Source organism: Micromonospora sp. NPDC005172, assembly GCF_040608555.1.
GTDB lineage: Bacteria > Actinomycetota > Actinomycetes > Mycobacteriales > Micromonosporaceae > Micromonospora.
Genome location: NZ_JBEXIL010000041.1, coordinates 1 through 21462, shown reverse-complemented (window position 1 = coordinate 21462; position 21462 = coordinate 1). Strand labels below are relative to the sequence as shown.

At 73.5% G+C, this 21462-nt stretch carries 17 protein-coding genes and 1 pseudogene; 6 read left to right on the top strand and 12 right to left on the bottom strand.

What is annotated here, in order from left to right; all coding sequences use genetic code 11:
- Positions 1-45: 45 nt before the first annotated feature.
- The 6 genes and pseudogenes from ABZV06_RS24280 to ABZV06_RS24255 all read right to left on the bottom strand — a co-directional run bounded on the left by ABZV06_RS24280 (position 46) and on the right by ABZV06_RS24255 (position 7267).
- Positions 46-927: a prenyltransferase/squalene oxidase repeat-containing protein gene (locus ABZV06_RS24280; protein ID WP_355242363.1), complete on the bottom strand. Its 882-nt coding sequence runs from the start codon at positions 925-927 to the stop codon at positions 46-48.
- 106 nt (positions 928-1033) lie between these two features.
- Positions 1034-2282 (bottom strand): annotated as a pseudogene (gene moeZ / locus ABZV06_RS24275) (adenylyltransferase/sulfurtransferase MoeZ).
- Positions 2283-2323: 41 nt separating this feature from the next.
- Positions 2324-3151, bottom strand: coding sequence for a DUF3152 domain-containing protein (locus ABZV06_RS24270; RefSeq protein WP_355242303.1), 828 nt, complete (start codon positions 3149-3151; stop codon positions 2324-2326).
- Between the two features lie 77 nt (positions 3152-3228).
- Positions 3229-4059, bottom strand: a complete 831-nt coding sequence (locus ABZV06_RS24265) for a DUF3152 domain-containing protein (RefSeq protein WP_355624379.1) — start codon at positions 4057-4059, stop codon at positions 3229-3231.
- A 5-nt stretch (positions 4060-4064) separates the two neighbouring features.
- The gene (locus ABZV06_RS24260; protein ID WP_355624376.1) at positions 4065-5039 is read right to left on the bottom strand and encodes an alpha/beta hydrolase; all 975 of its coding nucleotides are present in this window, start codon (positions 5037-5039) and stop codon (positions 4065-4067) included.
- A 23-nt stretch (positions 5040-5062) separates the two neighbouring features.
- Positions 5063-7267 carry a hypothetical protein gene (locus tag ABZV06_RS24255; RefSeq protein ID WP_355624430.1) on the bottom strand — a complete coding sequence of 735 codons (2205 nt, stop codon included), beginning with the start codon at positions 7265-7267 and terminating at the stop codon, positions 5063-5065.
- Positions 7268-8568: 1301 nt separating this feature from the next.
- On the opposite strand from ABZV06_RS24255, the gene ABZV06_RS24250 reads away from it, so the two are divergent.
- From ABZV06_RS24250 to ABZV06_RS24235, 4 genes are all read left to right on the top strand, one after another.
- Positions 8569-9207, top strand: coding sequence for a TetR/AcrR family transcriptional regulator (locus tag ABZV06_RS24250; RefSeq protein ID WP_355242315.1), 639 nt, complete (start codon positions 8569-8571; stop codon positions 9205-9207).
- 61 nt (positions 9208-9268) lie between these two features.
- A complete protein-coding gene (locus tag ABZV06_RS24245) occupies positions 9269-9496 on the top strand; it encodes a DUF3107 domain-containing protein (RefSeq protein WP_030329796.1) in 228 nt (75 codons plus the stop codon).
- Positions 9497-9887: 391 nt separating this feature from the next.
- Positions 9888-11591: a DEAD/DEAH box helicase gene (locus tag ABZV06_RS24240; protein WP_355624373.1), complete on the top strand. Its 1704-nt coding sequence runs from the start codon at positions 9888-9890 to the stop codon at positions 11589-11591.
- 92 nt (positions 11592-11683) lie between these two features.
- On the top strand, positions 11684-12844 hold the full coding sequence (locus ABZV06_RS24235) for an SAM-dependent methyltransferase (protein ID WP_355624370.1): 1161 nt from the start codon (positions 11684-11686) through the stop codon (positions 12842-12844).
- Positions 12845-12884: 40 nt separating this feature from the next.
- Here the strand turns inward: ABZV06_RS24235 and ABZV06_RS24230 are convergent, their stop codons facing one another.
- Entirely contained in the window at positions 12885-13325 is a 441-nt protein-coding gene (locus ABZV06_RS24230; protein WP_355242330.1) for a hypothetical protein, read from the bottom strand.
- 239 nt (positions 13326-13564) lie between these two features.
- Here ABZV06_RS24230 and ABZV06_RS24225 point away from each other — a divergent pair, with 239 nt between their 5' ends.
- Complete coding sequence (locus ABZV06_RS24225) at positions 13565-13981, top strand: helix-turn-helix transcriptional regulator (RefSeq protein WP_355242333.1); 417 nt, start codon at positions 13565-13567, stop codon at positions 13979-13981.
- A 122-nt stretch (positions 13982-14103) separates the two neighbouring features.
- Here the strand turns inward: ABZV06_RS24225 and ABZV06_RS24220 are convergent, their stop codons facing one another.
- The 4 genes from ABZV06_RS24220 to ABZV06_RS24205 all read right to left on the bottom strand — a co-directional run bounded on the left by ABZV06_RS24220 (position 14104) and on the right by ABZV06_RS24205 (position 19478).
- Positions 14104-15276 (bottom strand): hypothetical protein, encoded by a 1173-nt coding sequence (locus tag ABZV06_RS24220; RefSeq protein ID WP_355624367.1) that lies wholly within the window; start codon positions 15274-15276, stop codon positions 14104-14106.
- On the bottom strand, positions 15269-15499 hold the full coding sequence (locus ABZV06_RS24215) for a heavy metal-associated domain-containing protein (protein WP_355242339.1): 231 nt from the start codon (positions 15497-15499) through the stop codon (positions 15269-15271). Before ABZV06_RS24215 ends, ABZV06_RS24220 begins: the two co-directional genes overlap by 8 nt.
- 131 nt (positions 15500-15630) lie before the next feature.
- Entirely contained in the window at positions 15631-17775 is a 2145-nt protein-coding gene (locus ABZV06_RS24210; RefSeq protein ID WP_355624364.1) for a DEAD/DEAH box helicase, read from the bottom strand.
- Between the two features lie 56 nt (positions 17776-17831).
- The gene (locus tag ABZV06_RS24205) at positions 17832-19478 is read right to left on the bottom strand and encodes a BTAD domain-containing putative transcriptional regulator (protein ID WP_355624361.1); all 1647 of its coding nucleotides are present in this window, start codon (positions 19476-19478) and stop codon (positions 17832-17834) included.
- A gap of 142 nt (positions 19479-19620) precedes the next feature.
- Here ABZV06_RS24205 and ABZV06_RS24200 point away from each other — a divergent pair, with 142 nt between their 5' ends.
- Entirely contained in the window at positions 19621-20439 is an 819-nt protein-coding gene (locus ABZV06_RS24200; protein ID WP_355624358.1) for a hypothetical protein, read from the top strand.
- A gap of 70 nt (positions 20440-20509) precedes the next feature.
- Here ABZV06_RS24200 and ABZV06_RS24195 read toward each other — a convergent pair whose 3' ends face one another.
- Positions 20510-21256 carry an SDR family NAD(P)-dependent oxidoreductase gene (locus tag ABZV06_RS24195; protein ID WP_355624355.1) on the bottom strand — a complete coding sequence of 249 codons (747 nt, stop codon included), beginning with the start codon at positions 21254-21256 and terminating at the stop codon, positions 20510-20512.
- Positions 21257-21462 lie beyond the last annotated feature (206 nt).

The window sequence follows — 21462 nt, the reverse complement described above, 5'->3', positions numbered from 1 at the left end:
TCGTCTGGGCCCGCCGCAGGCCGGCCAGGGGCTTTGACACCCGCCCTATGGGCCCGGTCGGCAGGCCCTGATCGCGGACAGCGTGGAGTGCACGTCGAACTGGTGGCCGTCGTCGCTCTCCCACCCACCGTCGCTGCGCTGTGTCTCGGCGAGCCGCCGCAGGGCACGCGTCATGACCCAGTCGTGCGAGTCGATGCCGACCCGGCGCAGCGTGGCCGCCAGCCACGCCACGTCCCCCGCCGACATCGTCGCCATCCGTTCGGCGAGCACCACCTGGATCCGCGCCGACTCCTGGAACATGTCCTGACGGTGCAGTACGGCCGCGCTCAGCCAGCCGGCGGCGAGGAACGACGGCCAGCTCCCGTCCGGGCGCAGCCGCGCGACGATCGACTGGGCCGCGGCCTGCACCACACCGGCGTACGCCCCACCGACCCGGTGATCGAGCGGACCCGAGGCGCGGGCGTCCAGACCGGCGACGGTGAGCCAGAAGCCGGCGTTGGCGGTGAGGAAGAGTTTGGCCTCGGGGTCGCCGGGCCGGGCCCACTCGGGCGCCGAGCCGGCCAGCGAGAGGTCCTCGTCCCAGCCGCCGTCGGCCTGCTGCCGGGACGCCAACCAGTCCAGTGCCCGGCGAGCGGCGGGACGACCCAGCGCGCCGAGGTCGTCCAGCTCGACGAGCCGGAAGCAGGTGGCGTCGACCGAGGCGACCTCACCGCCCCAGGTCGCCGGCCAGCCACCGTCGGGCGACTGGCCGACCTCGGCCGCGTCCAACAGCTCGGGCGGTGCCGGGGTGCCGTTGCGCAGCCAGGAGAGACGGGCGCGTTCCACCGCATCCCCGTGTGCCACGACGAACCCGATCGCCGCCTCCAAGTCGACCACGGCGGAGACGCTACCTGCGCAGACGCGATCCCGCTTCGGGGAATCGGCCAGCCGGAAATGGCTGCGTCGCTCTGCGGGCCGGCCTGGTCGGAGCCATCTGCGTCGATTGACGGGACGGGTCGGAGCCGGGACGACGGGGTCGCCCCGGCTCCGCCGATCAGTACGCCGGCAGCGACGGGTCGATCTGCTTGATCCAGGAGAGCACGCCGCCCTGCACGTGGACGGCGTCCTTGAATCCGGCCGCCTTGAGCGCGGCAAGCGCCTCGGCGGAGCGGACACCGGACTTGCAGTGCAGCACGATCTGCCGGTCCTGCGGCAGCTTCGCGAGAGCCTCGCCGGAGATAATGTCGCCCTTGGGGATCAGGGTGGCGCCGGGGATCCGCACGATCTCGTACTCGGCCGGCTCCCGCACGTCGACGAGGAAGATGTCCTTGCCGGCGTCCTGCCACTCCTTGAGCTCCAGGGCGGTGATTGTCGAGTCGAGCGTCGCCTCCTGGGCCTCGACCGAGACCGCGCCGCAGAAGTCCTCGTAGTCCTCGAGCAGGTCGGTGACGCTCGGGTTCTCGCCGCAGAGCACGCAGTTCGGGTCCTTCCGGACCTTGATCTTGCGGTACTCCATCTCCAGGGCGTCGTAGACCATCAGCCGGCCGACCAGGGGCTCGCCGATGCCGGTGAGCAGCTTGATCGCCTCGTTCACCTGGATCGACCCGATCGACGCGCAGAGCACGCCGAGCACGCCGCCCTCGGCGCAGGAGGGAACCATGCCGGGCGGCGGCGGCTCCGGGTAGAGGCACCGGTAGCAGGGGCCGTGCTCGGCCCAGAACACCGACGCCTGACCGTCGAAGCGGTAGATCGAACCCCAGACGTACGGCTTGCCGAGGAGCACCGCTGCGTCGTTGACCATGTAGCGGGTGGCGAAGTTGTCGGTGCCGTCGACGATCAGGTCGTACTGGGCGAAGATCTCGCGGACGTTCTCCCGGTCCAACGCGGTGTTGTGGATCTCCACGTTGACCAGCGGGTTGATCTCGCGGATCGACGCGGCGGCGGACTCGGCCTTCGAGCGGCCGACATCGGACACGCCGTGGATGACCTGGCGCTGGAGGTTGGACTCGTCGACGGTGTCGAAGTCGATGATGCCGAGCGTGCCGACCCCGGCAGCGGCCAGGTACAGCAGGGCCGGCGAGCCGAGGCCACCGGCGCCGACACAGAGCACCCGGGCGTTCTTCAGCCGCTTCTGACCGGCCACCCCGACGTCCGGGATGATCAGGTGGCGTGAGTAGCGGCGGATCTCGTCAACTGTCAGCTCGGCGGCGGGCTCGACGAGCGGGGGCAACGACACGGTGGACTCCCCGGGATCGGCGGTGTGAACCGCGCCATTGTTGCTCGCCGGGGCCCCGCTCGGCCATGAGGGAGGACACGTGGTCCGCGATGCGGGAGCGGGAATATCTCAGGGAACGAGGTCGCCCGCGTAACGACGGCCATCGAGATAGGGCCAGGCGTTGGCCACACAGCCGCGCAACCCGTACGTCTGCTGCTGCATCACCGGGGCGAGTTCCCCCGTGCCGGGGCACGCCTCGTGCTCGTGGCCGAACTCGTGGCCGACCTCGTGGTTGATGACGTAGGTGCGGTACGTCTCCAGCGGCGCGCCGTAGTCGGGCACCGCCTCCTGCCAGCGGGCCAGGTTGATGATGACCCGGCCGGGCAGCCGGCAGGAGGTGTAGCGCTCGGTGGTCAGCCCACCCTCGGCGCACATCCGCTCCGACGTGACCGGGGTGGCGAGGTAGATGGTGAAGTCGGCGGCCCGGACGTCGGCCACCCGTTGCACGCGCAGTTCGCCCGAGGCGATCCAGCTCCGCGGGTCGGCCAGCACCTCGTCCACCCGCTGGGCGAACGCGTCGGCGTCCTGCCCGCTGTCGCGCTCGACCACGACGCGGTACCGCCGCAACGGCCCGTCCTCGCCGTGCACGGCGGTACCGGAGTCGGCGGCGGTGAACCGCCCCGCGCCGACCGACGGGTAGCCGCTGGGCGCCGGGTGTGCCTCCCCACCGCCCACGCCCATGCCGCCCTGGGTGGGGGTGGGGGGCGCGTCGGCCGGTGGTTCGGCACTGCGTGCCACGGTCACGCCGACGGCCGCGGCGACGACGAGCACGCCGAGCAGGACACTCCGGCGACGGCGACGGCGCATCCGCACGAGCGTGGGACGCGTGCCCTCGTACGCCGACCCCTCGGGCGGGTCGGACGACTCGGGCGGGCCGTAAGGGGACGACGGCGTCATGACGTCCAGCCTGCCAGATTATTCGGGCAATTCTCCGCTTTTGCCTTTTATCGCCGCAATACGTCTTTCCGGCTGTCTCAGAGCGCCGGCCCCGCGTAACGCCGGCCGTCGACGTACGGCCACGGGTTGACCCGGCACCCGTTGAGGAAGAGCGTCTGCTGCATCATCACCGGCGCCGGCCGCCCCGCCCCCGGGCAGCGCTCGTGGTGGTGCCCCAACTGGTGACCGACCTCGTGGTTGACCACGTACGTCCGGTAGACCGACAGCGGCACGCGCGCCGAGACGTAGTGCGGCACCGACAACCGCCACCGGTCCAGGTTGATGATCACCTGACCGGGCGCGCGGCAGGAGGTGTACGGCCGCCCGTCGACCCGGATGTCCACGCCACCCTCGGCGCACATCCGGCCCGCCGTACGGGCGGTCGCCAGATAGACGGTGAAGTCGCGGGGAGCATCCCCCGGCACCTGTTGCAACCGCAGTCGGCCGCTGTCGACCCAGCTACCCGGCCCGGTGAGCGCCACCTGGACGAACTGGGCGAACGCGGCAGCGTCCTCGTTGCTGCCCGACTCGACAGCCACCCGGTAGCGACGCAGCTCGCCCGCACGGCCCAGGACCGGGCCGGAGCGGTCGTCGTGGCTGAACCGGCCCGTTCCCGCGCTCGGGACCGCACCGGGCATCCGCAGCATCGGGCTCGGCGACGCCGCCACCGTGGCGCCCGGCGACGCTGCCGCCGACGGCGGCAGGCCCGCCAACAGCGGCGGCGGACCGGCCTCCTCGGTGGCCAACCGGTCGGGCGGCTCGCCCTGACCCTCGGCGATCACGGTCACCGCCGCGCCGACCGCCAGCCCCACCGCCACCAGTTGGGCGATCAGTGCGAAGCGTCGGTGGCGGCTTGCAGACCTGAACATCCCGGTCAGCCTGCCAGATCGGACGGCCGAACGGTCTCCCCCTTTTCGGTGAGCAGGCCGAGCACCGCACGGGCGACCAGCCGGGGAACCTCCAGCTGCGCCACGTGGCCGACACCGTCGAGCATGAGCAGGCGGCTGTCCGGGATGACCCGGGCGGTCTGCGGCGCGACCCGCACGTCGACCAGCCGGTCCTGCCGACCTCCGACCACCAGCGTCGGTGCGCGGACCGCGCTGGCGAGTCGCCACAGCGAACCCGCCCCCGGCAGGTACGCCCGCAGGAAGCTGGAGACCAGGCCCCGGAACGTCCGGACGTACGCGGCCGCGTAGTGCTCCGCCTCGTACCGCACCCGGATCTCCTCCAACGCCTCCTCCCGCCGCTGCGCACAGATGCGGCTCAGATCGGCGACGCACGCCTCGAGCACCTGCTCGGCCATCACCTCCGGAGCAAGCTGGGTGAGCCGCCGGGCGACCAGTCGCTCACCCCCCGGAATGGCCAGGACCGGCAGCATCCTGCCCTGCAACGACCGCCGGAAGTCCAGGAACGGCAGCGCCGGGGAGATCAGGGTGAGGGTGCGGACCAGGTCCGGCCGCAGCGCCGCCACCTGGACCGAGACCGCGCCGCCCAGCGAGTTGCCGAGCAGGTGGACCGGTCCCCGACTGGAGTGCTCGATCCACCTGATGACCAGGTCCGTGAAGGCCGGAATCGTGTACCGCCGGCCCGGCTCGCTGCGACCGAACCCGGGCAGGTCGATGGCCTGGCCGTCCAACCGGTCGGCGAGCAGTCCGGCCAGGTCGGTCCAGTTCTGCGACGAACCACCGAGCCCGTGCACGAACAGCGCCGGCTCGGCGTCCACGGTCGTCCCCGGGGTGTCCCGCACGTACGTGACAGTGCCGTCGAGGTCGACCTCCCGGCCCGGCCACGGCGGCGGCACACCGGCATCGCGAAGGAGATGGTCCGGCCAGAGGGCGGCGCGCTTCATGCCCCCAGTCTGCCTCGCACCACTCAGGACAGCAGCGCCTCCAACCGACGGTTGACCGCCGCCAGCGTGGCCCGGACCACCGCCTGCCGCGGATCGCCGGCCACCAGGGCCGAGCCGGCGAGCTGCTCGACCCAGCCGTCGCAGACCAGGAGCACCACCACGGTCGCCACCTCACAGTTGCCGAACGGCACCACCGCCGCGTGCTCCACGAAGCAGCGACCACGCTCGGCGTTCTCGCCCCCGCGCAGCAACTCGTCGACGGCGGCGGCCGCAGCCACCGCGCACAGACGCAGCACGTAACCGTCCACCGCCGGCCCGGTCGCGTACCCGGCGGCGTTGTCGTCGCCGGCCAGCAGCCGCACCTCCACGTTGGCGTCCAGGCCGAAGGTGCTGACCTGCACGTGGTCGATGACCACGCGCGGCCCCGGCGCGCCGCCGGTGTCCAGAGGTCGGGAGGGCGCCGACTCCGTCGTGGTCACCTGACCACCGGAGTACGACGTACCGACCGTCGCCGGGCTGCCGGTGGCTCCACCAGCGGGTACGCCTGAGACCGAACCGGGCTCCTCGACCGTGGCACGGCCCCGGTGCGGCGCGGTCGTACGCCGGGGACGCGCGACCTCCGAGCCGGTCCACCGCTCGGCGCCCGCCGGTGCGGCCGCCGCCGAGCCCCCACTCGACCGGCCGATCGTGGGCGCCTCGGCGGCGCGCGAGTCCGCGCCGGTGTTGCGTGGTTCGGCGGGTCGGGCCTCGGCGGATCGCGCATTGGCGGATTTCGCGCCGGCCGGTCGGGGCTCGGCGGGTCGCGGGTCGCCGGCGCGGCGGCGGACCGGCGGCGGTCCCGGCGTGGTGGGCAGGCCGGGCACGTTCTGCGGGGCGGCGGCGAGGCCCATCCGTTCCTGGAGCAGCCGGGCGACCTGTCGACTCACCTCGGCCGGGTCCGCGCCGTCGGCCAGGTCCAGTCGGAGGCTGTGCGCACCCGCCGGGGTACGACGCAGCGCCGCGTCACGGACGCCGGCCACCTCCCGGACGGCGTCCAGGATGGCGTTGACGTCGAATCCCTCGGGACGCTCCCGCAACGGAGCAGGCTCGTCGTCGCGGCGCAGGTGGGTGGCGATGCGAGCGAGCTCGGGAGTTTCGGCGGGTGGCTCCACGGCTGGCGGCTCCGGCACAACGGGCACGTCCGGTTCCGCGGGGACGCGCTGCGGCAGCACCGCCGGTGTGTCGGGCCGTCGACCGCCGGCGGCGGGCTCGGCCGGCGACGCCGGGTCGGGGGCGGATCGACGAGCGGCATAGGGAGAGGCGGACGCGGGTGACGGTCGGTCGGGGCGGCCGGGACCGCCGGTGGCGAAGGCCGGACCGGCCGACTGCGGTGGGGCGCCGGCGGCGGAGGGGCCGGCTGCCGTCGGGGCGGTGCGGGCGGGACCGACGGTCGAAGGGTCGGGCGGCTCGGGGGTGGCCGGCCGGAGCCGGAACGGCCCGGTTGGTCGGACCGGGCCGGTCGAGTCGCCGGCGTCGCTCGCGCGGGCAGGGCTCGCCGGTCGGGTAGCCGGCCAGGACGGACGATCGGACGGAGCGGCTGCCGGGATGCGCCCCTCGGACCAGTCGGGTCGCTCGGTCGCCGCGTTCACCACCGGCGATGGCGAGCCCCCGGCCCAGGAGGGCCGCTCGGCCGCCGGACGCACCGGCACCGCCGGTGGCGGCGTGACCTGCGGCGGCGCATCCGCCACCGTCGCCGGTGGGCCGGCGGGCGCGGGCGGCGGATCGACCGGCGCTGGCGGATCGACCGGGCCGGCCCAGGACGGACGCGGACTCGCAGGCGTGCCACCGGAGGCCGGATCGCCGGCCCAGGACGGGCGCGACGGCGGGAAGCTGGTCGGCGCGGGGTCCGACTCGCCGGCCCAGGAGGGGCGGGGCGGCGGGAGGGCCGATGCCGGACCGGCCCAGGACGGACGCTCCGCGGCAGGCGGACCACTGGTCGGCACGGAACCACCGGCCCAGGACGGACGCTCGGGAGCCGGCGGCTCGGCACGCAGCGGCACGGGTGGGCCGCTGGTCGGAGCGGGGTCCGCGCCACCCGTGCGGGGTGACGGGTCGGTCGGCACGCTGGTCGAGGCCGGCGCGGCCCACGACGGGCGGTCCGCCGGAAGCGCAGCGGCCGGCTCGGGCGTCGACCCGCCGGCCCAGGAGGGCCGCTCGGGCGGCTCGGGCCGGGAGGCTGCCGGCGGCACGCTGATCGGGGTCGGGACCGGACGCTCGCCGGCCCAGGACGGGCGCGTGGACCGGTCGCGATCGGGGGCCGCTTCGGCGTCGGGGGCGACGTCGTACGGGCGCGGTGGCTCGGCGTCGTACGGGCGGGTCGGCTCGGCGGCCAACGGCTCGTACGGGCGGGTCGGCTCGGCACGCACCGGCTCGTACGGCACGCTCGGCTCGGCTACCCAACCCGGCGCGGACTCGTCCCGCGTCGGCCGGTCGGCCGGCTCGCCGTCCTGGCGGGACCAGGGTGGCGCCCACCCGCTGCCCCAGCTCGGGCGGTTCCAGCTGGGCCCGGACCAGTCCGGCTCGATGGAGGAGGACTCGCCGGCGCGGCGCCCGTCCCCGACGGGGCGCTCCGGCTCGGGGTCGTCGCCGCGCCCCGACTCGGCCGAGGCCTCCGGCGCGAGGTCTTCCGGCCGGGCGCGTGACGCGGCCGGCGGGTCGTCGACGGTCGACCGGTCGCCGGTGGGCGCGCGGAGACCGGGTGGCACCTCGAAGCCCGAGGCGGCCGTGCCGACGGGCGGCACCTGGATGGGTGCCGTGCCGGGCACACCGGGCTCTGACCAGCGGGCGCCGTGCGGTGCGGCGGGGTCGGCGGTCAGGTGCCGGGCCCGGCCGGTGTCGGCCTCCCCCGCCCCCTGCTCCGTGGGCGGCGCGGGGCGCTGGGCGGGCACCGCGAGGCGGCCGGCACCCAGGTCGGGCCGGTCTTCGACGGTCCGCCCAGGCGGCGCGCTCACCGGCGTCTGGCGACCGGACGACGACCCGACGCCGAGCACCTCGGCGTCCTCGTGGTGGACCCCGTTGACCTCGCCGTCGCCGTCGACCTCGGCATGGTGGACGCCGTTGGTGTGGTTGCCGTTGACCCTGGCCTGCCGCTCGGAGTCCCCGTTGACTCCGGGTAGCGGGGCCGGCAGGTCACCGTGCCTCGTGGAGGTGGTGCGCCAGCCGGACGCGGGGTCGGGCTGCCATCGTGGCGCCTGCTCCCCGGCCGTTTCGCGCTCGCCGGACGGGGACCACCCGCCCGTCGAGGGCGCCCACCCGCCGCCGGAACGGCCCGGGTCGTCGTGCTGACCCGCTCCGTCACCGTGCTCTCCCGGGGTGGCGGCTCCGGGTTGCCCTGTTTCACTCACCGCGCGCTCCTTGGTCGCCCTCGCTGAGGCTACCGTGTGGGGAGAGTGGCGATAAGTTACAGCGGCGGGCCAATTCCACGACGCGGTCGGGGGCCGCCCCGTCTGGGGGGAAAATGCCGGCTCGTACGGAGAACTCGGAGGAGCCCATGACCGCTGTGGGGAACGGCGCACAGACCGCAGGCAGGCCCACGCGCCTGCCCCGCTCCGCGCGTCGTAAGCAGCTGCTCGCGGCGGCGCAGGAGGTGTTCGTCGCGCAGGGCTACCACGCTGCGGCGATGGACGACATCGCCGAGCGGGCCGGGGTCTCCAAGCCGGTGCTCTACCAACACTTCCCCGGCAAGATGGACCTCTACCTGGCCCTGCTGGACACGCACTGTGACGCAATCGTCGCTCAGGTGCGCGAGGCGATGCGCGGCACCAGTGACAACAAGGAGCGGGTCGGCGCGTCGGTGCGCGCGTACTTCGACTTCGTCGATCACGAGAGCGAGGCGTTCCGCCTCGTCTTCGAGTCGGACCTGCGCAACGACCCGGCGGTACGGCAGCGGGTCGAGCGGGTCGAGCAGGGCTGCATCGCGGCGATCACCGACACCATCATTTCCGACACCGGCGTGAGCCGGTCGCACGCCGAACTGCTCGCCTCCGGGCTGGTCGGCGCGGCGGAGACGGCCGCGCAGTTCTGGCTCGCCGGCGGCCGGCAGGTGCCGAAGGCCGAGGCCGAGGCGCTGGTCGCGGCGCTGTCGTGGCGGGGCATCGCGAGCTTCCCGCTGCAAGGTGAGTCAGCCTGACCGCCGCCCCCGTGATCGGATAGCCTTCGCAGGGCGGTAATCGCCCAGTTGAGGAGGCACAGTGGAGGTCAAGATCGGCGTGCAGTACGCGCCGCGCGAGCTGGTTCTGGACAGCGCGCAGTCGCCGGCCGAGATCGAGCAGATCGTGACCGACGCCTTCGCCGGTAACGGCGGCACGCTCTCCCTGACCGACGAGAAGGGCCGGCGGGTCATCGTTCCGGTCGAGAAGGTCGCCTACGTCGAGATCGCCGAGGCGTCCCCCCGAGCGGTCGGTTTCACCGTCCGCTGACCGGTCCGGCCGTCGCGGCAGGTCGGCGTCCGGCCACCTGCCGCGGGCCGGCACCGCGGAGCGCGCCCCAGGGGCGGCGCGCAGTTGTTCGGCCCGAGAGCTGCCATTCGTGCGGTGTGCCGGGTGAAGACTCCGCGACGATATGTGAGGCAGCTCACATTCACTTGCCCCGCGTGGCGGCTGGCCGACCGGGAATCGGGACGTGCGCTTGCCTGTTCGGGTAGCATAGAGCAGTTGCCGCGGGCGCCGATCTGATCGACGTTCAGCCTGCGGTGCGCGTGCGGCCCGGTCCGGCTCGGCAGTCTGCCCCCGACCGTGTGGCCCGCGTCATACCGACCGCGCCCTGAGGACATGACGGGGCGCACCCACGAGAGGGCACCCCCACATCCACATGAGCGAGCTGACTCAAGATCTGATGGACGGCCAGGAACTGGCCCCCACTGCCCCGGTCCGACCGGAGGCACCCACCTTCGCCGCGCTCGGCGCCCGCGAGGAGACCGTCGAGGCCCTGGCCGCGGCCGGCATCACCCGCGCGTTCGCCATCCAGGAGTACGCGATCCCGATCGCGCTGCGCGGCGTCGACCTCATCGGCCAGGCGCCCACCGGCACCGGCAAGACCCTCGGCTTCGGCGTACCGCTGCTGGACCGGGTCTTCGCGCCGGGCGAGGGCAGCGACGGCGTCCCCCAGGCGCTGGTCGTCGTCCCCACCCGTGAGCTGGGCATCCAGGTCGCCAAGGACCTGGCCGCCGCCGGCCGGACGCGCGGCGTCCGCGTGCTGCCGATCTACGGCGGCGTGGCGTACGAGCCGCAGATCGACGCGCTGCGCAAGGGCGTCGAGATCCTGGTCGGCACTCCCGGCCGACTGATGGACCTCCAGAAGCAGAAGCACCTGCGCCTCGACCGGGTGCATGCGCTCGTCCTCGACGAGGCCGACCGCATGCTCGACCTGGGCTTCCTCGACGACGTCGAGAAGATCCTGGCGATGCTTCCGGAGGACCGGCAGACGATGCTGTTCTCGGCGACCATGCCGGACCCGATCGTCACCCTGTCCCGGCGCTTCCTGCGCCAGCCGATGACGATCCACGCCGGGCACAGCGCCGAGACCGGACCGTCGCCGCAGACCCAGCAGCTGGTCTACCGCACCCACTCGATGAACAAGGTCGAGGTGGTGGCGCGCATCCTCCAGGCCGAGGGGCGTGGGCTGACCATGATCTTCACCCGCACCAAGCGGGCCGCCGACCGGGTCGCCGAGGATCTCGACTTCCGCGGGTTCGCGGTCGCCGCGGTGCACGGTGACCTCGGCCAGGGCGCCCGGGAGCGGGCCCTGCGGGCCTTCCGCGCCGGCAAGATCGACATCCTGGTCGCCACCGACGTCGCGGCCCGAGGGCTGGACGTCACCGGCGTCACCCACGTGATCAACTACGACTGCCCGGAAGACCAGGACACCTACACCCACCGCATCGGTCGTACCGGTCGGGCCGGGGCGACCGGCGTCGCGGTGACCTTCGTCGACTGGGACGACATGCCGCGCTGGCGGATCATCGACAAGACCCTCGGTCTGGAGATGCCCGAGCCGCCGGAGACGTACCACACCTCTCCGCACCTCTACACCGACCTGCACATCTCGACCGAGGTCAGCGGCACGCTGCCCACCGCCGAGCGGACGCGCGCCGGGTTGTCCGCCGAGATCGAGGAAGACCTGGGCGGCACGACGCGCTCCCGCCGCGGTGACGGCGGTGGCCGGGGCTCCCGACGCGGTGAGAGTCATGGCGAGGGCAGGGGCGAGCGCCGTGGTCGAGGCGACGGTCGCCGGGACCGCAGCGACGCCGGCACGCCGGCCGTCGAGGCACCCGCGGACACTGCGGACACCGCGGACACCGCCGGCGACGAGGCCACCCGCACCCCGCGCCGCCGGCGTCGCCGCCGGGCCGGGGAGACGGTGACCGGTGAGCCGACCGCTGTGATCACCGCCGACGCAGCGCCGGCCGAGTCCGCCGACGCGACCGAGGGCGAGGCGTCGAAGCCGCGCCGCCGCCGTCGCCGTCGTGGTGGCGGTTCCGATGCGGGTACGCCGGCCGAGGCGACCGCGGACTGACGCAACGAGACCCATCCGGCATCCCCCGCACCGCGTGAGCGCGGTACGGGGGATGTCGCCTTCTTCCCACCCCACCTGCCGAAGATGGAACGATGCCGCAACCACTGGACGCTGCCCTGACCGAGGTTCGGGCGCTGCTGCGCGACCCCGCGCTGACCCGGGCGGTCGCCGCCGGACGCCGTCGCGGTCGTCGCCCCACAGTCGAGCGGGCCGAGCTGCGGCCGGTGACGCTGAAGGCCGGGCCCCGACTTCAGGTCACCACCTCCGACGGCGTACGCCCGTACACCCGCAATGTCGCTCCCGGCCCCGAAGCCGACGCGGCGGTCGACGAACTGCTGGCCGAGCCCTTCGGCAACTGGCACGTGGAGACGACCGACGAGACCCTCCAGCTACGGGTGACCAAGTCCGGCGAGGCGCAGGTGCACCGGGCGGCGACGGCGCGACCGGCGGCGAAGCCCGGTGGAAACGACCGGGCCAAGGAGTACCTGCTCGATCCCGGCGACCCGATCTTCGCCGAGATCGGTGGCTCGGCGGCCAAACGGCGGCAGGTCGACGCGTTCCTGCGCGCCCTGGCGGCGACCCTGCCCGACGATCTGACCGGCCCGCTGCGGGTGGTCGACCTGGGCTGCGGCAACGCCTACCTGACCTTCGCCGCCTACCGTTACCTGGCGAGCCGGGGGCTCGATGTCGAGCTGGTCGGCGTGGACGTCCGCGAGGACCAGCGCCGCCGCAACACCGAACTGGCGCAGCGACTGGGCTGGGCCGACAAGGTCAGCTTCGTCGCCGGCACGATCGCCGAGGCCGTCGTCGACCCGTCCCCGGACCTGGTACTGGCGCTGCACGCCTGCGACACCGCCACCGACGAGGCGCTGGCGCGCGCGGTGCGCTGGCAGGCCCGCTGGGTGCTCGCGGCACCGTGCTGTCACCACGACCTCGCCAAGCAGCTACGCGCCGCGCCCACCCCGGGGCCGTACGAGCTGTTGACGCGGCAGGGCATCCTGCGGGAGCGCTTCGCCGACGTGCTCACCGACGCGCTGCGCGCCGGGTTGCTGCGGGCGCACGGGTACCGGACCGAGGTGGTGGAGTTCGTCGACTCCCAGCACACGCCCCGCAACCTGCTGATCCGCGCCCGCCGCACCGACGCCGTCGACCCACGGCAGGCGGACTACCGCGAGCTTGTCGACCAGTGGCAGGTCACGCCCCGGCTGGAGGTCCTGCTGGCCGCCGACGAGCAGCCCGCCGGCCGTTCGTAGCGCTGGCGCCAGCGGGCTGCCCGCCGGCCGGTCGTAGCGGCTAGCGCCGGCGGTCGGTGTTGCCGCCCCGGTCCCGGCTGCCGGAACGGTCGAAGACCGACACCCGGTCCCCGATGTGCCGCGTCGCGCGGTCGTCGTCGATCGGGCTGCTCGGGAAGGGCACCACCTTGCCCGAGCTCTCGGCGTTACCGGCAGCCGTGAACGCGTTCCAGGAGATGTCGACGAGCAGCTTCTTCGTCTCGGCGTGCCGGACGGCAGCGTTGTGCTGCAACGCCATCCGCGCACCCAGGACCACGGCGACCAGCGTGGTGGTGATCGCGCCGGTGGCGGCCAGCACCTGGGCGCCGGTCGCCGCATCGGTGCGGAGCACCAGGACCAGCAGCCAGATCCAGAACCCGGCGGCGAAGACGCCGGCCTTGACGACGAAGAAGAGGCTCACCGCACCAGGCTGGTACGGCTGCGGACGGCGCGATTCGGCCATGGTGCTCCTCGGCGGTGGTCCGGGCGAACGCGGCAGGCGCGCGTGCGCCGTGCCGGGACGGGCACCGAGCTTAGTGGAAGAACGATGATGATCGCTCGGTACCGGTCCGAATACTGCCCGAGGTGGAGTCTCATCCGTGGGACAGTTTGTGCGGTCAGTCAGTGGTTTCCGATCCTCGGCGTACTACGCTCGGAGGCGCATCTTCCCAGTGCTCGGCCGGGAGGGAAAGACATACCGGAATGGGTTCCGCAGACGTAACACCGCAGATGGCGTTCGCCCGCTTCGTCCGGCGGGCCATCGACGACGCCCGCGAAGACCGCGGGTGGACCGTGACCGATCTCGCCGCACACACGGGCGTGGGCCGCTCCACCGTGTTCCGTTGGCTCGCCGGTGACTGGCAGGACTATCCGGAACTGGCCAAGGTACGCGGCTTCTGCGCCGCGCTGGACCTGCCGGTGGCGGCCGCGTTCCGGGCGCTCGGGCTGCCCGACGCCGGCCCGACGCCCCGACGGCGCAGTGACGACGGCCCGGTCGACGCCGACGTCCGCGCCATCCTGGACCGCCTGGCCGACCCCGCCGTGCCCGCCGAGGAGAAGCACCACATCCGCGACCTCCTCCGCTACCTGGCCCGCCGCCCCACCCGCCGAGCCAGCTAACCCCCCCACCCCCACCCCACCCCAACCCCAACCACGTGTTGATCATGAAGTTATTGCCGCGACACGCCGACGCGAGCGGCAACAACTTCATGATCAACGCAGTGGGGGGTGGGGGTGGGGGCTTACGGGATGGTCAGGGTCAGTTCGGCGGTGTGGACGTTGGCGGCCACCTGGAAGTCCAGGTAGAGGCGGTAGCGGCCGGGGCCGGGGATCGTCAACCAGAACTTGACCTGGCCGTCGACCAACTCCGGCTCGGGGTGCACGTGCAGGTAGCCGAGGTCGCCCTCGCGCAGCGCCACCAGGTGCCCGTACGCGCCCAGGTAGCGCTCCAGCACCGCGCCACCGGTCGGTCCGTCGATCCGGAAGGTCAGCGGCACCGTCACCCCTGCCTGCGGGCTGCCCTGGTAGCCGACCGTGAACCCGTCCACCGTCGTCGAGATCGCCGGCGCGGGCAGTGGACGCGGCTGGTACGTACCCGGCACGACCAGGTCCACGCCGAGGGTCACGGCGCTCTGGCCACCGCTGTCGGCGACCGCCGTGAAGTCCGCGTACGCCCGCCAGACACCGGGCTGCGCCAGTGTTACCGGTACCGACCAGGTGCCGTCCGGCGCCATCGTCGGATGCAGGTGCTGATAGCCGGTCAGGTCCCGACGGACCACGATGACGTGCATCGGCTTGTCGTGTACGACGGCGAAGCGGGTGACCGGCCGACGTTGCGCGTCGCGTACCTGGAAGCGGAGCTGCCCGGGGCGGCCGGCCGGGAACTCGGTGGCCAGCGGCACGAGCGTGTACCCGCCGGAGCTGACGGACAGACCGCCGGGCTCGGTGGCCGCACCCTGGTCGGTGCCCGCGACGGACCCGTGGTCGTGGGCTGCCGTGCCCGCCGGATGTGTGTGGTCGGGGGTCAGCGCCGTACCGCCGGTGGTGCCGCCACCGACGTTGGTGCCGCCGTTCAGGCGACCGAGGCCGAAGCCGAGCAGGACGGCGAGCACCAGCCCGCCCACCACCAGCGCCAACCGGACCGTGCTCCGGTCCGGCCCACCGGCGACACCACGGTCCGGGACCTCGGCCTGGCCCGGGACGGCCGCCTGGTCCGACGCGACGGCATCCAGCTCGGGCACGGCCGCGCCCACCCTGCTTGACGCGACGGCGCTCCCGGCCGGCATGGCCGCGCCCGCGCCCGACGCGACGGCGCTCCCGCCCGGCATGGCCGCGCCCGGCGCGTCGGCGCTCCCGCCTGACACGGCCGCGCCCGGCGCGACGGCGCTTCCGGTCGCGCCAGCCTGGTCAGGCACCGCCGGCGTCCAGCTCGTAGCCGGCCTCGTCGACCGCCGCCCGCACCGACTCGTCGGGCAGCGGTGCGTCGCTGGTCACCGTGGCGGTGCCGGTGGCCAGGTCGACCTGGACCTGCCGCACGCCGGGCAGCGTCGACAGCTCGTCGGTGACCGCACGCACGCAGTGTGCGCAGGTCATGCCCGTGACGGCGTACGCGCGGGTGACGAGCTGCTGATCGGTCATCCCGCCACCGTACCGCCGCGCCCGGCCGGTTCCGGTCGACGCCGGGACAGGGTGGCGGCCGTCGCACTCTGCCCGCCCCGGGAACTTTCCGCCGCAGCCGTCGCCGGGTGCCCGGCGGTGACAGGTGTGGCTCAGCCGGCCACGGCGAGCGCGAGTGGCAGCACGTCGGGCGCGCCGGCCCGCCGCAGTTCACGGGCCACCATCGTCATCGTCCAACCCGAGTCGACCAGATCGTCGACGAGCAGCACCGGACCATCCAGCGCGGCCAGCGCGTCGGCCAGCTCGGACGGCACGGCGAAGGCCTCGTGCAGCGCGCGTACCCGCTGTGCGCTGTTGCCGCGCGGCCCGCCGGGGCCGCCCGGGCCGGTCGCGGCGACCGCGCCGAGCAGCGGCAGCCGGCCCACGGCGGCGATCCGCTCGGCCAGTGAACCGACCAGCCGGGGGCGACGGCGGGAGGAGACCGCGACCACCGCCACCGGGCGGCGGGGCCACGGGTTGTCGCCGTGCGCCCAGGCCTTCAGCACCTCCACCACCGCGCCGGCCACGTCGTCCGGCACCGGGGCGTCGGGCGCCTCCGGGCCGACCAGATCCCGCAACCGGCCGCCCCACCCCAGGTCGGAGAGGCGGCCGACCGCGCGGCCGGGCAGCGCCTGGTCCGTCGGGGCGATCCGGCCCTTGAGGGGTACGCCCACCGCGTCCAACCCGGTCGGCCAGAGCTTCTTGGGCGCGATCTCCACGCCGGGGCGGCCCAGGAAGGTCTGCGCGGCGGCGAGCGCGGCCGTCGAGACGTCCGCGTCGAACAGTGGGCCGGCACACCTGTCGCACCGACCGCAGTCGGCCGCCCCGGTGTCGTCGAGGCGTTCCCGTAGATATCGCATCCGGCAGTCGCCCGTCGACGCGTACTCCCGCATGGCCTGTTGCTCGACGGTGCGTGCCTCGGCGACGCGGCGCAACCGGGCCTCGTCGTAGACCCAGGGCTCGCCGGTGGCGAGCCAGCCACCCCGCACCCGGCGGACCGCGCCGTCCACGTCGAGAACCTTGAGCATCAGCTCCAGGCGGGCCCGGCGCAGGTCGACGAGGGGTTCGAGGGCCTGGGTGGAGAGCGGTCGGTCGGTGTGCAGGGCGGCCAGCACGGCCCGGACCTGCTGTTCCGGTGGGAACGCCAGCGAGGCGAAGTAGCGCCAGATGGCGGCGTCCTCCGCGCCGGGCAGCAGCAGCACCTCGGCGTGCTCGACGGCGCGGCCGGCGCGGCCGACCTGCTGGTAGTACGCGATCGGCGACGGCGGCGCGCCGAGGTGCACGACGAAGCCCAGGTCGGGCTTGTCGAAGCCCATGCCGAGCGCGCTGGTCGCCACCAGAGCCTTGATCTTGTTGTCGAGCAGGTCCTGCTCGGCGGCCCGCCGGTCGGCGTCGTCGGCCTGGCCGGTGTACGACGCGACCGGGTAGCCCCGGGAGCGCAGGAACTCGGTGGCCTCCCCGGCTGCCGCGACGGTCAGCGTGTAGACGATGCCGGAGCCGGGCAGCTCGTCCAGGTGGTCGGCGAGCCACGCCAGTCGGTGCGCCGGGCTGGGCAGGTCGAGGACGCCGAGCCGCAGCGACTCGCGGTCCAGCGTCCCGCGCAGGACGAGCGCGTCGCCCAACTGCTCGGCGACGTCCTGGGTGACCCGGGCGTTGGCGGTGGCGGTGGTGGCGAGCACGGGCGTGCGCTCGGGCAACTCGGCGAGGAACGTCCGCAGCCGCCGATAGTCCGGCCGGAAGTCGTGCCCCCAGTCCGAGACGCAGTGCGCCTCGTCGACCACCAGCAGACCGGTCGTCGCGGCCAGCTTCGGCAGCACGCCGTCGCGGAAGTCGGGGTTGTTGAGGCGCTCCGGGCTGATCAGCAGGACGTCCACCGCGCCGGCCTGGATCTCGGCGGTGATCTCGTCCCACTCGTCGAGGTTCGCCGAGTTGATCGTGCGCGCACGGATGCCGGCGCGGGCCGCCGCCTCGACCTGGTTGCGCATGAGGGCCAGCAGCGGCGACACGATGACTGTCGGGCCGTGCCCGCCGCCGTCGCCCCCTCCGGTCTGCTCGCGGTCACGCAGCAGCGCGGTGGCCACGAAGTAGACCGCCGACTTGCCCCAACCGGTCCGCTGCACGCACAGCACCCGTCGCCGGTCGACGACCAACGCCTCGATGGCCCGCCACTGGTCCTCGCGCAGCCGGGCGTGCTCACCGGCCAGCCGGCGCAGCACCGCCTCGGCCCGCTCCCGTACCGCCGCCCGTTCGTCGCCCATCCGGCATTTCTACCAGCGCCGTACGTCAGAACCCCCGGCAGCGCGGGAGGTTCCCGTCACGATCCCTGCATTCGTGCCTCGTCGGACTGGGACGCCGGCGGAAGAAAGAGCAACAGGTCCCGAAGGGGCTCGGTCGCGCTCGGAGGCAGCAGGCAGCGCGCCGCGAGTTCCTCCATCGAGGCGTACGGGCCGCGCAGCCAGCGGTCCACGACGATCTGCCGGCCCTGCTCGGGTGTCAGGCCGGGCAGGGTGGTGAGCACCTGCTCGGGAACCGCGTTGACGTCGACCAGACCACCGTCGTCGAAGCTGCGGGCCAGGTCGGGCCGGCCAAGTCCCAGCTCGGTCCGGGCCGCCGGGTAGTGGTAGAGCAGGTAGCGGGCGTGCTCGCGCCGGATGCGCCGCTCTTCCTTCGCGCGACCCCGGGCGCTGTCCGGCCGTGCGGTGATCGCCTCCCAGAGCCCACGGCTGAGCAGGACCACATGCACCGCACCGGCGAGCCAGGTGATGACGGCCAGACCGAGGAATGTCACCGCCTCCGGGCCGGGCACCTCGGCGTCCGGATTCTCCATGTCGAGCATGGTCACCTCGACGACGACCAGCACCAGGTAGCCGACACCTGCGACAGCGAGGCGCCAACTCCGCCGCCAGACCGCGTACGCCAGGATCACCAGCCAGGTCAGGCAGCCGAACGAGAGCAGGACGAGCACCGTACCGAGGATCGTGACGGTCCTGCTCGCCCAGTAGGGCGCCTCCCGCCGCGCGGGCTGCACGGCAGTGGCCGGAGGCGGCGGAAGCAGCGGCGGAGGGGCTGAGACGACGGCCGGCGCCGGTTGGGTGGGGATGAGACCCGCGGGTGCGACCATCGGCGTCGCCGGTTCGCGCACTGTGGCCGCCACGGGCGGCGGCGTCGCCGGTTCGGTGGGTTCCGCCATCACGAGCGTCGGGTCGGAGCGCAGGATGCGCCCGTGCAGTTCCTGCAACGCCCCGCCCGGCTCGATGCCGTACTCGTCGCGGAGCAGCTCGCCGAACTCCCGGTAGGCGGCGAGCGCCTCGGCCTGCCGCCCGCTGCGGTAGAGCGCGAGCATGAGCTGGTGTCGCAGCCGTTCCCGGACGGGAAATTCGGCCACCAGCTCGACCAGCTCACCGACCGTCTCGCGGTGCCGTCCGAGGTCCAGCCTCAACTCGGCCCGGGTCTCCAACGCCACGGCCCGCAACTCCACCAACCGCTGCCGGGCCGCCTCGAAGATCGGGCCGGTGAAGCCGGTGAACGGCTCCCCGTGCCAGCGGTCCAGGGCGGTCGCCAACTCACTGAGCGCCTGTTCCGCAAGCCCGGACGCGTGTCGCTGGCGGGCGGCCTGCACACCCCGTTCGAAACGGACCGCGTCCACCGCCTCGGGATCCACCCGCAGCAGGTAACCGGCGTCGGTCAGGCTGAGCACCTGTCCGGGCGTCCGTGGGGACCGGTCCGGTTCCAGCACCCGGCGCAGCCCGGCCACGTACTTCTGCACCACGTTGGGACCGTTCGCGGGCGGCTCCTCCGGCCAGACCGCGTCGACGATCTGCCCGGTGGACACCGGACGGCCGGCAGCGAGCAGGAGTACGGCGAGCACCGCCCGCTGCTTACCGGGACCGAGGTCGATCTCTTGGTCGGCGTACCAGGCCCGCTGAGGACCGAGAATCGCGAAACGCAGTTGGCCTGACATGCGAGTTTCCGCTCCTGACACCCCCGGGACAGCCGGACGGCAGTGCCCGGCAGCCGGACGGCAGCATATCGGCAGCCGAACCGCCGTGCCGGCCGGCAGCATCCTCCTCGGCACAAGCCACGCAGCGAGAAAGAGAAATGCGATGACACAGGCAACGGGCACCGCCGGCACCATCCGACGGACGGTTGGTACGGCCGCCGCCGTGCTGGCCGCGACCACCCTGCTCGCGGGTTGCGGGCCGAAGAGCGAGCCCGCCGCGGCACCGCAGAGCAGCCCGTCCGCGAGCCCGAGCGTCAGTCCGAAGGAGGCGCTCCTCGACGCCGTCCCGGACGGCACGGAGGGGGCGTTCCGGTTCAGCGGCAAGGACGCGTCGAGCACGATCGACGGCCGGATCGACCCGGCGGCTAAGGCGTTCGAACTCAACATGGTCATGCCGCCCGACGAGGGCGTCGTGGTGAAGATGTCGTTCCTGGTGATCGAGGAGCAGAACTGGGTGAAGGCGAAGTTCAGCGGCCGTCCCGGGCTTCCGAAGTTCCCCGACAAGTGGATGAAGCTGGACCGCGCGAAGCTGACCGATGCGACGAGCATCCCGACGTACGACGGCGTGGACCAGGGCAACGCCGGTCCGCTGATCCAGGCGGCCACCTCGGTCGAGCAGAAGAGCCCCGGCCAGTACGTCGGGTTCATCGACGTGAGCGCCGGGGAGGCGGCGAAGGCGCTGGAGGACGGCGAGGCGGCGGCCCTCGGCGAGGCCGGCAAGAAGGTGCCGTTCACGGCCGTGGTCGGTGCGGACAAGCACCTGGCGTCGCTGACGCTGAAGATGCCGGCAGCCGGGAAGGCGAAGGCGTACGACTACGTCGTCAGGTACGCCGACTACGGCAGCGCGCCGAAGATCACCGTGCCGACCGGTGCCGCCACCACGAAGGCCCCGGCAATGGCGTACGACCTGCTGAACGGCTGACCCACGACACAGAGGGCGGCGGCCACACGGGGGGCCGCCGCCCTGTCGTCGTCTGCGGACGCTGGCGTGGTCAGCGACCGAGGACCGAGCCGCCGTTGACGCCGAGGACCTGCCCGGTCACATAGCCGGCGGCCGGGCTGGCGAGGTAACGGATTGCCTCGGCGATCTCATCCGGCAGTCCAGGACGCTTGACGAGGGTCTCCGCGACCCGCTTCGCGTACCCCTCGGGGGTCATCCGGTCGCCGAAGAACTCGGTCTCGGCGACGTAGCCGGGGCTCACCACGTTGACCGTGATCTGCTCCGGGCCGAGCTGCGCCGCCAGGGTGTACGCCCAGCCGTGCAGACCTGCCTTCGCCGCCGCGTACGGGTCAGCGCCGCCCCGCTGGGCGGCGATCGAACTGACTATGATCACCCGACCGCCGGGCCGACGCAGCGCCGGCCGCAGCGCCTCGGTCAACAGCACCGCGGTGAGGACGTTGGCGTCGAGGTTGGCCCGCCAGTACGCGGCGGTCCCGGCCAGCGTCCCGGTGTCCCCGGCCAGGTAGCTCCCGGCGTTGTTGACCACCGCGTCGACCGGCCGGCCGGCGACCGCCGCCACGACCCGCTCGAGCTGCTCCGGATTGGTCAGGTCCGCGGTCACCGGGGTGACCGCGCCCGGCCGTCCACAGTCGACACTGATGCGCTCGGCGGCGGTGGCCACGGCATCCCCGCGCCGCCCGACGACAAGAACGTCGTACCCGTCCCGCGCGAACGCGGAAGCAACCGCCGCCCCGATCCCGGTCGCACCCCCACTGACGACAGCAAGCCGCGAATCCATGTGCATACCCTCCCTCGGCCGAACCCCGCCACAGAACCCCGCCGCAGAACCCCGTCGGAGAACCCCGTCGCAGAACCCCGTCGATCATGAAGTTATCGCCCTCCCGCACGGCGTGTCGGAGCAATAACTTCATGATCGACGGGGTTCTGCGACGGGGTTCTCCGACGGGGTTCTGCGGCGGGGTTCTGTGGCGGGGTTCGGCCGAG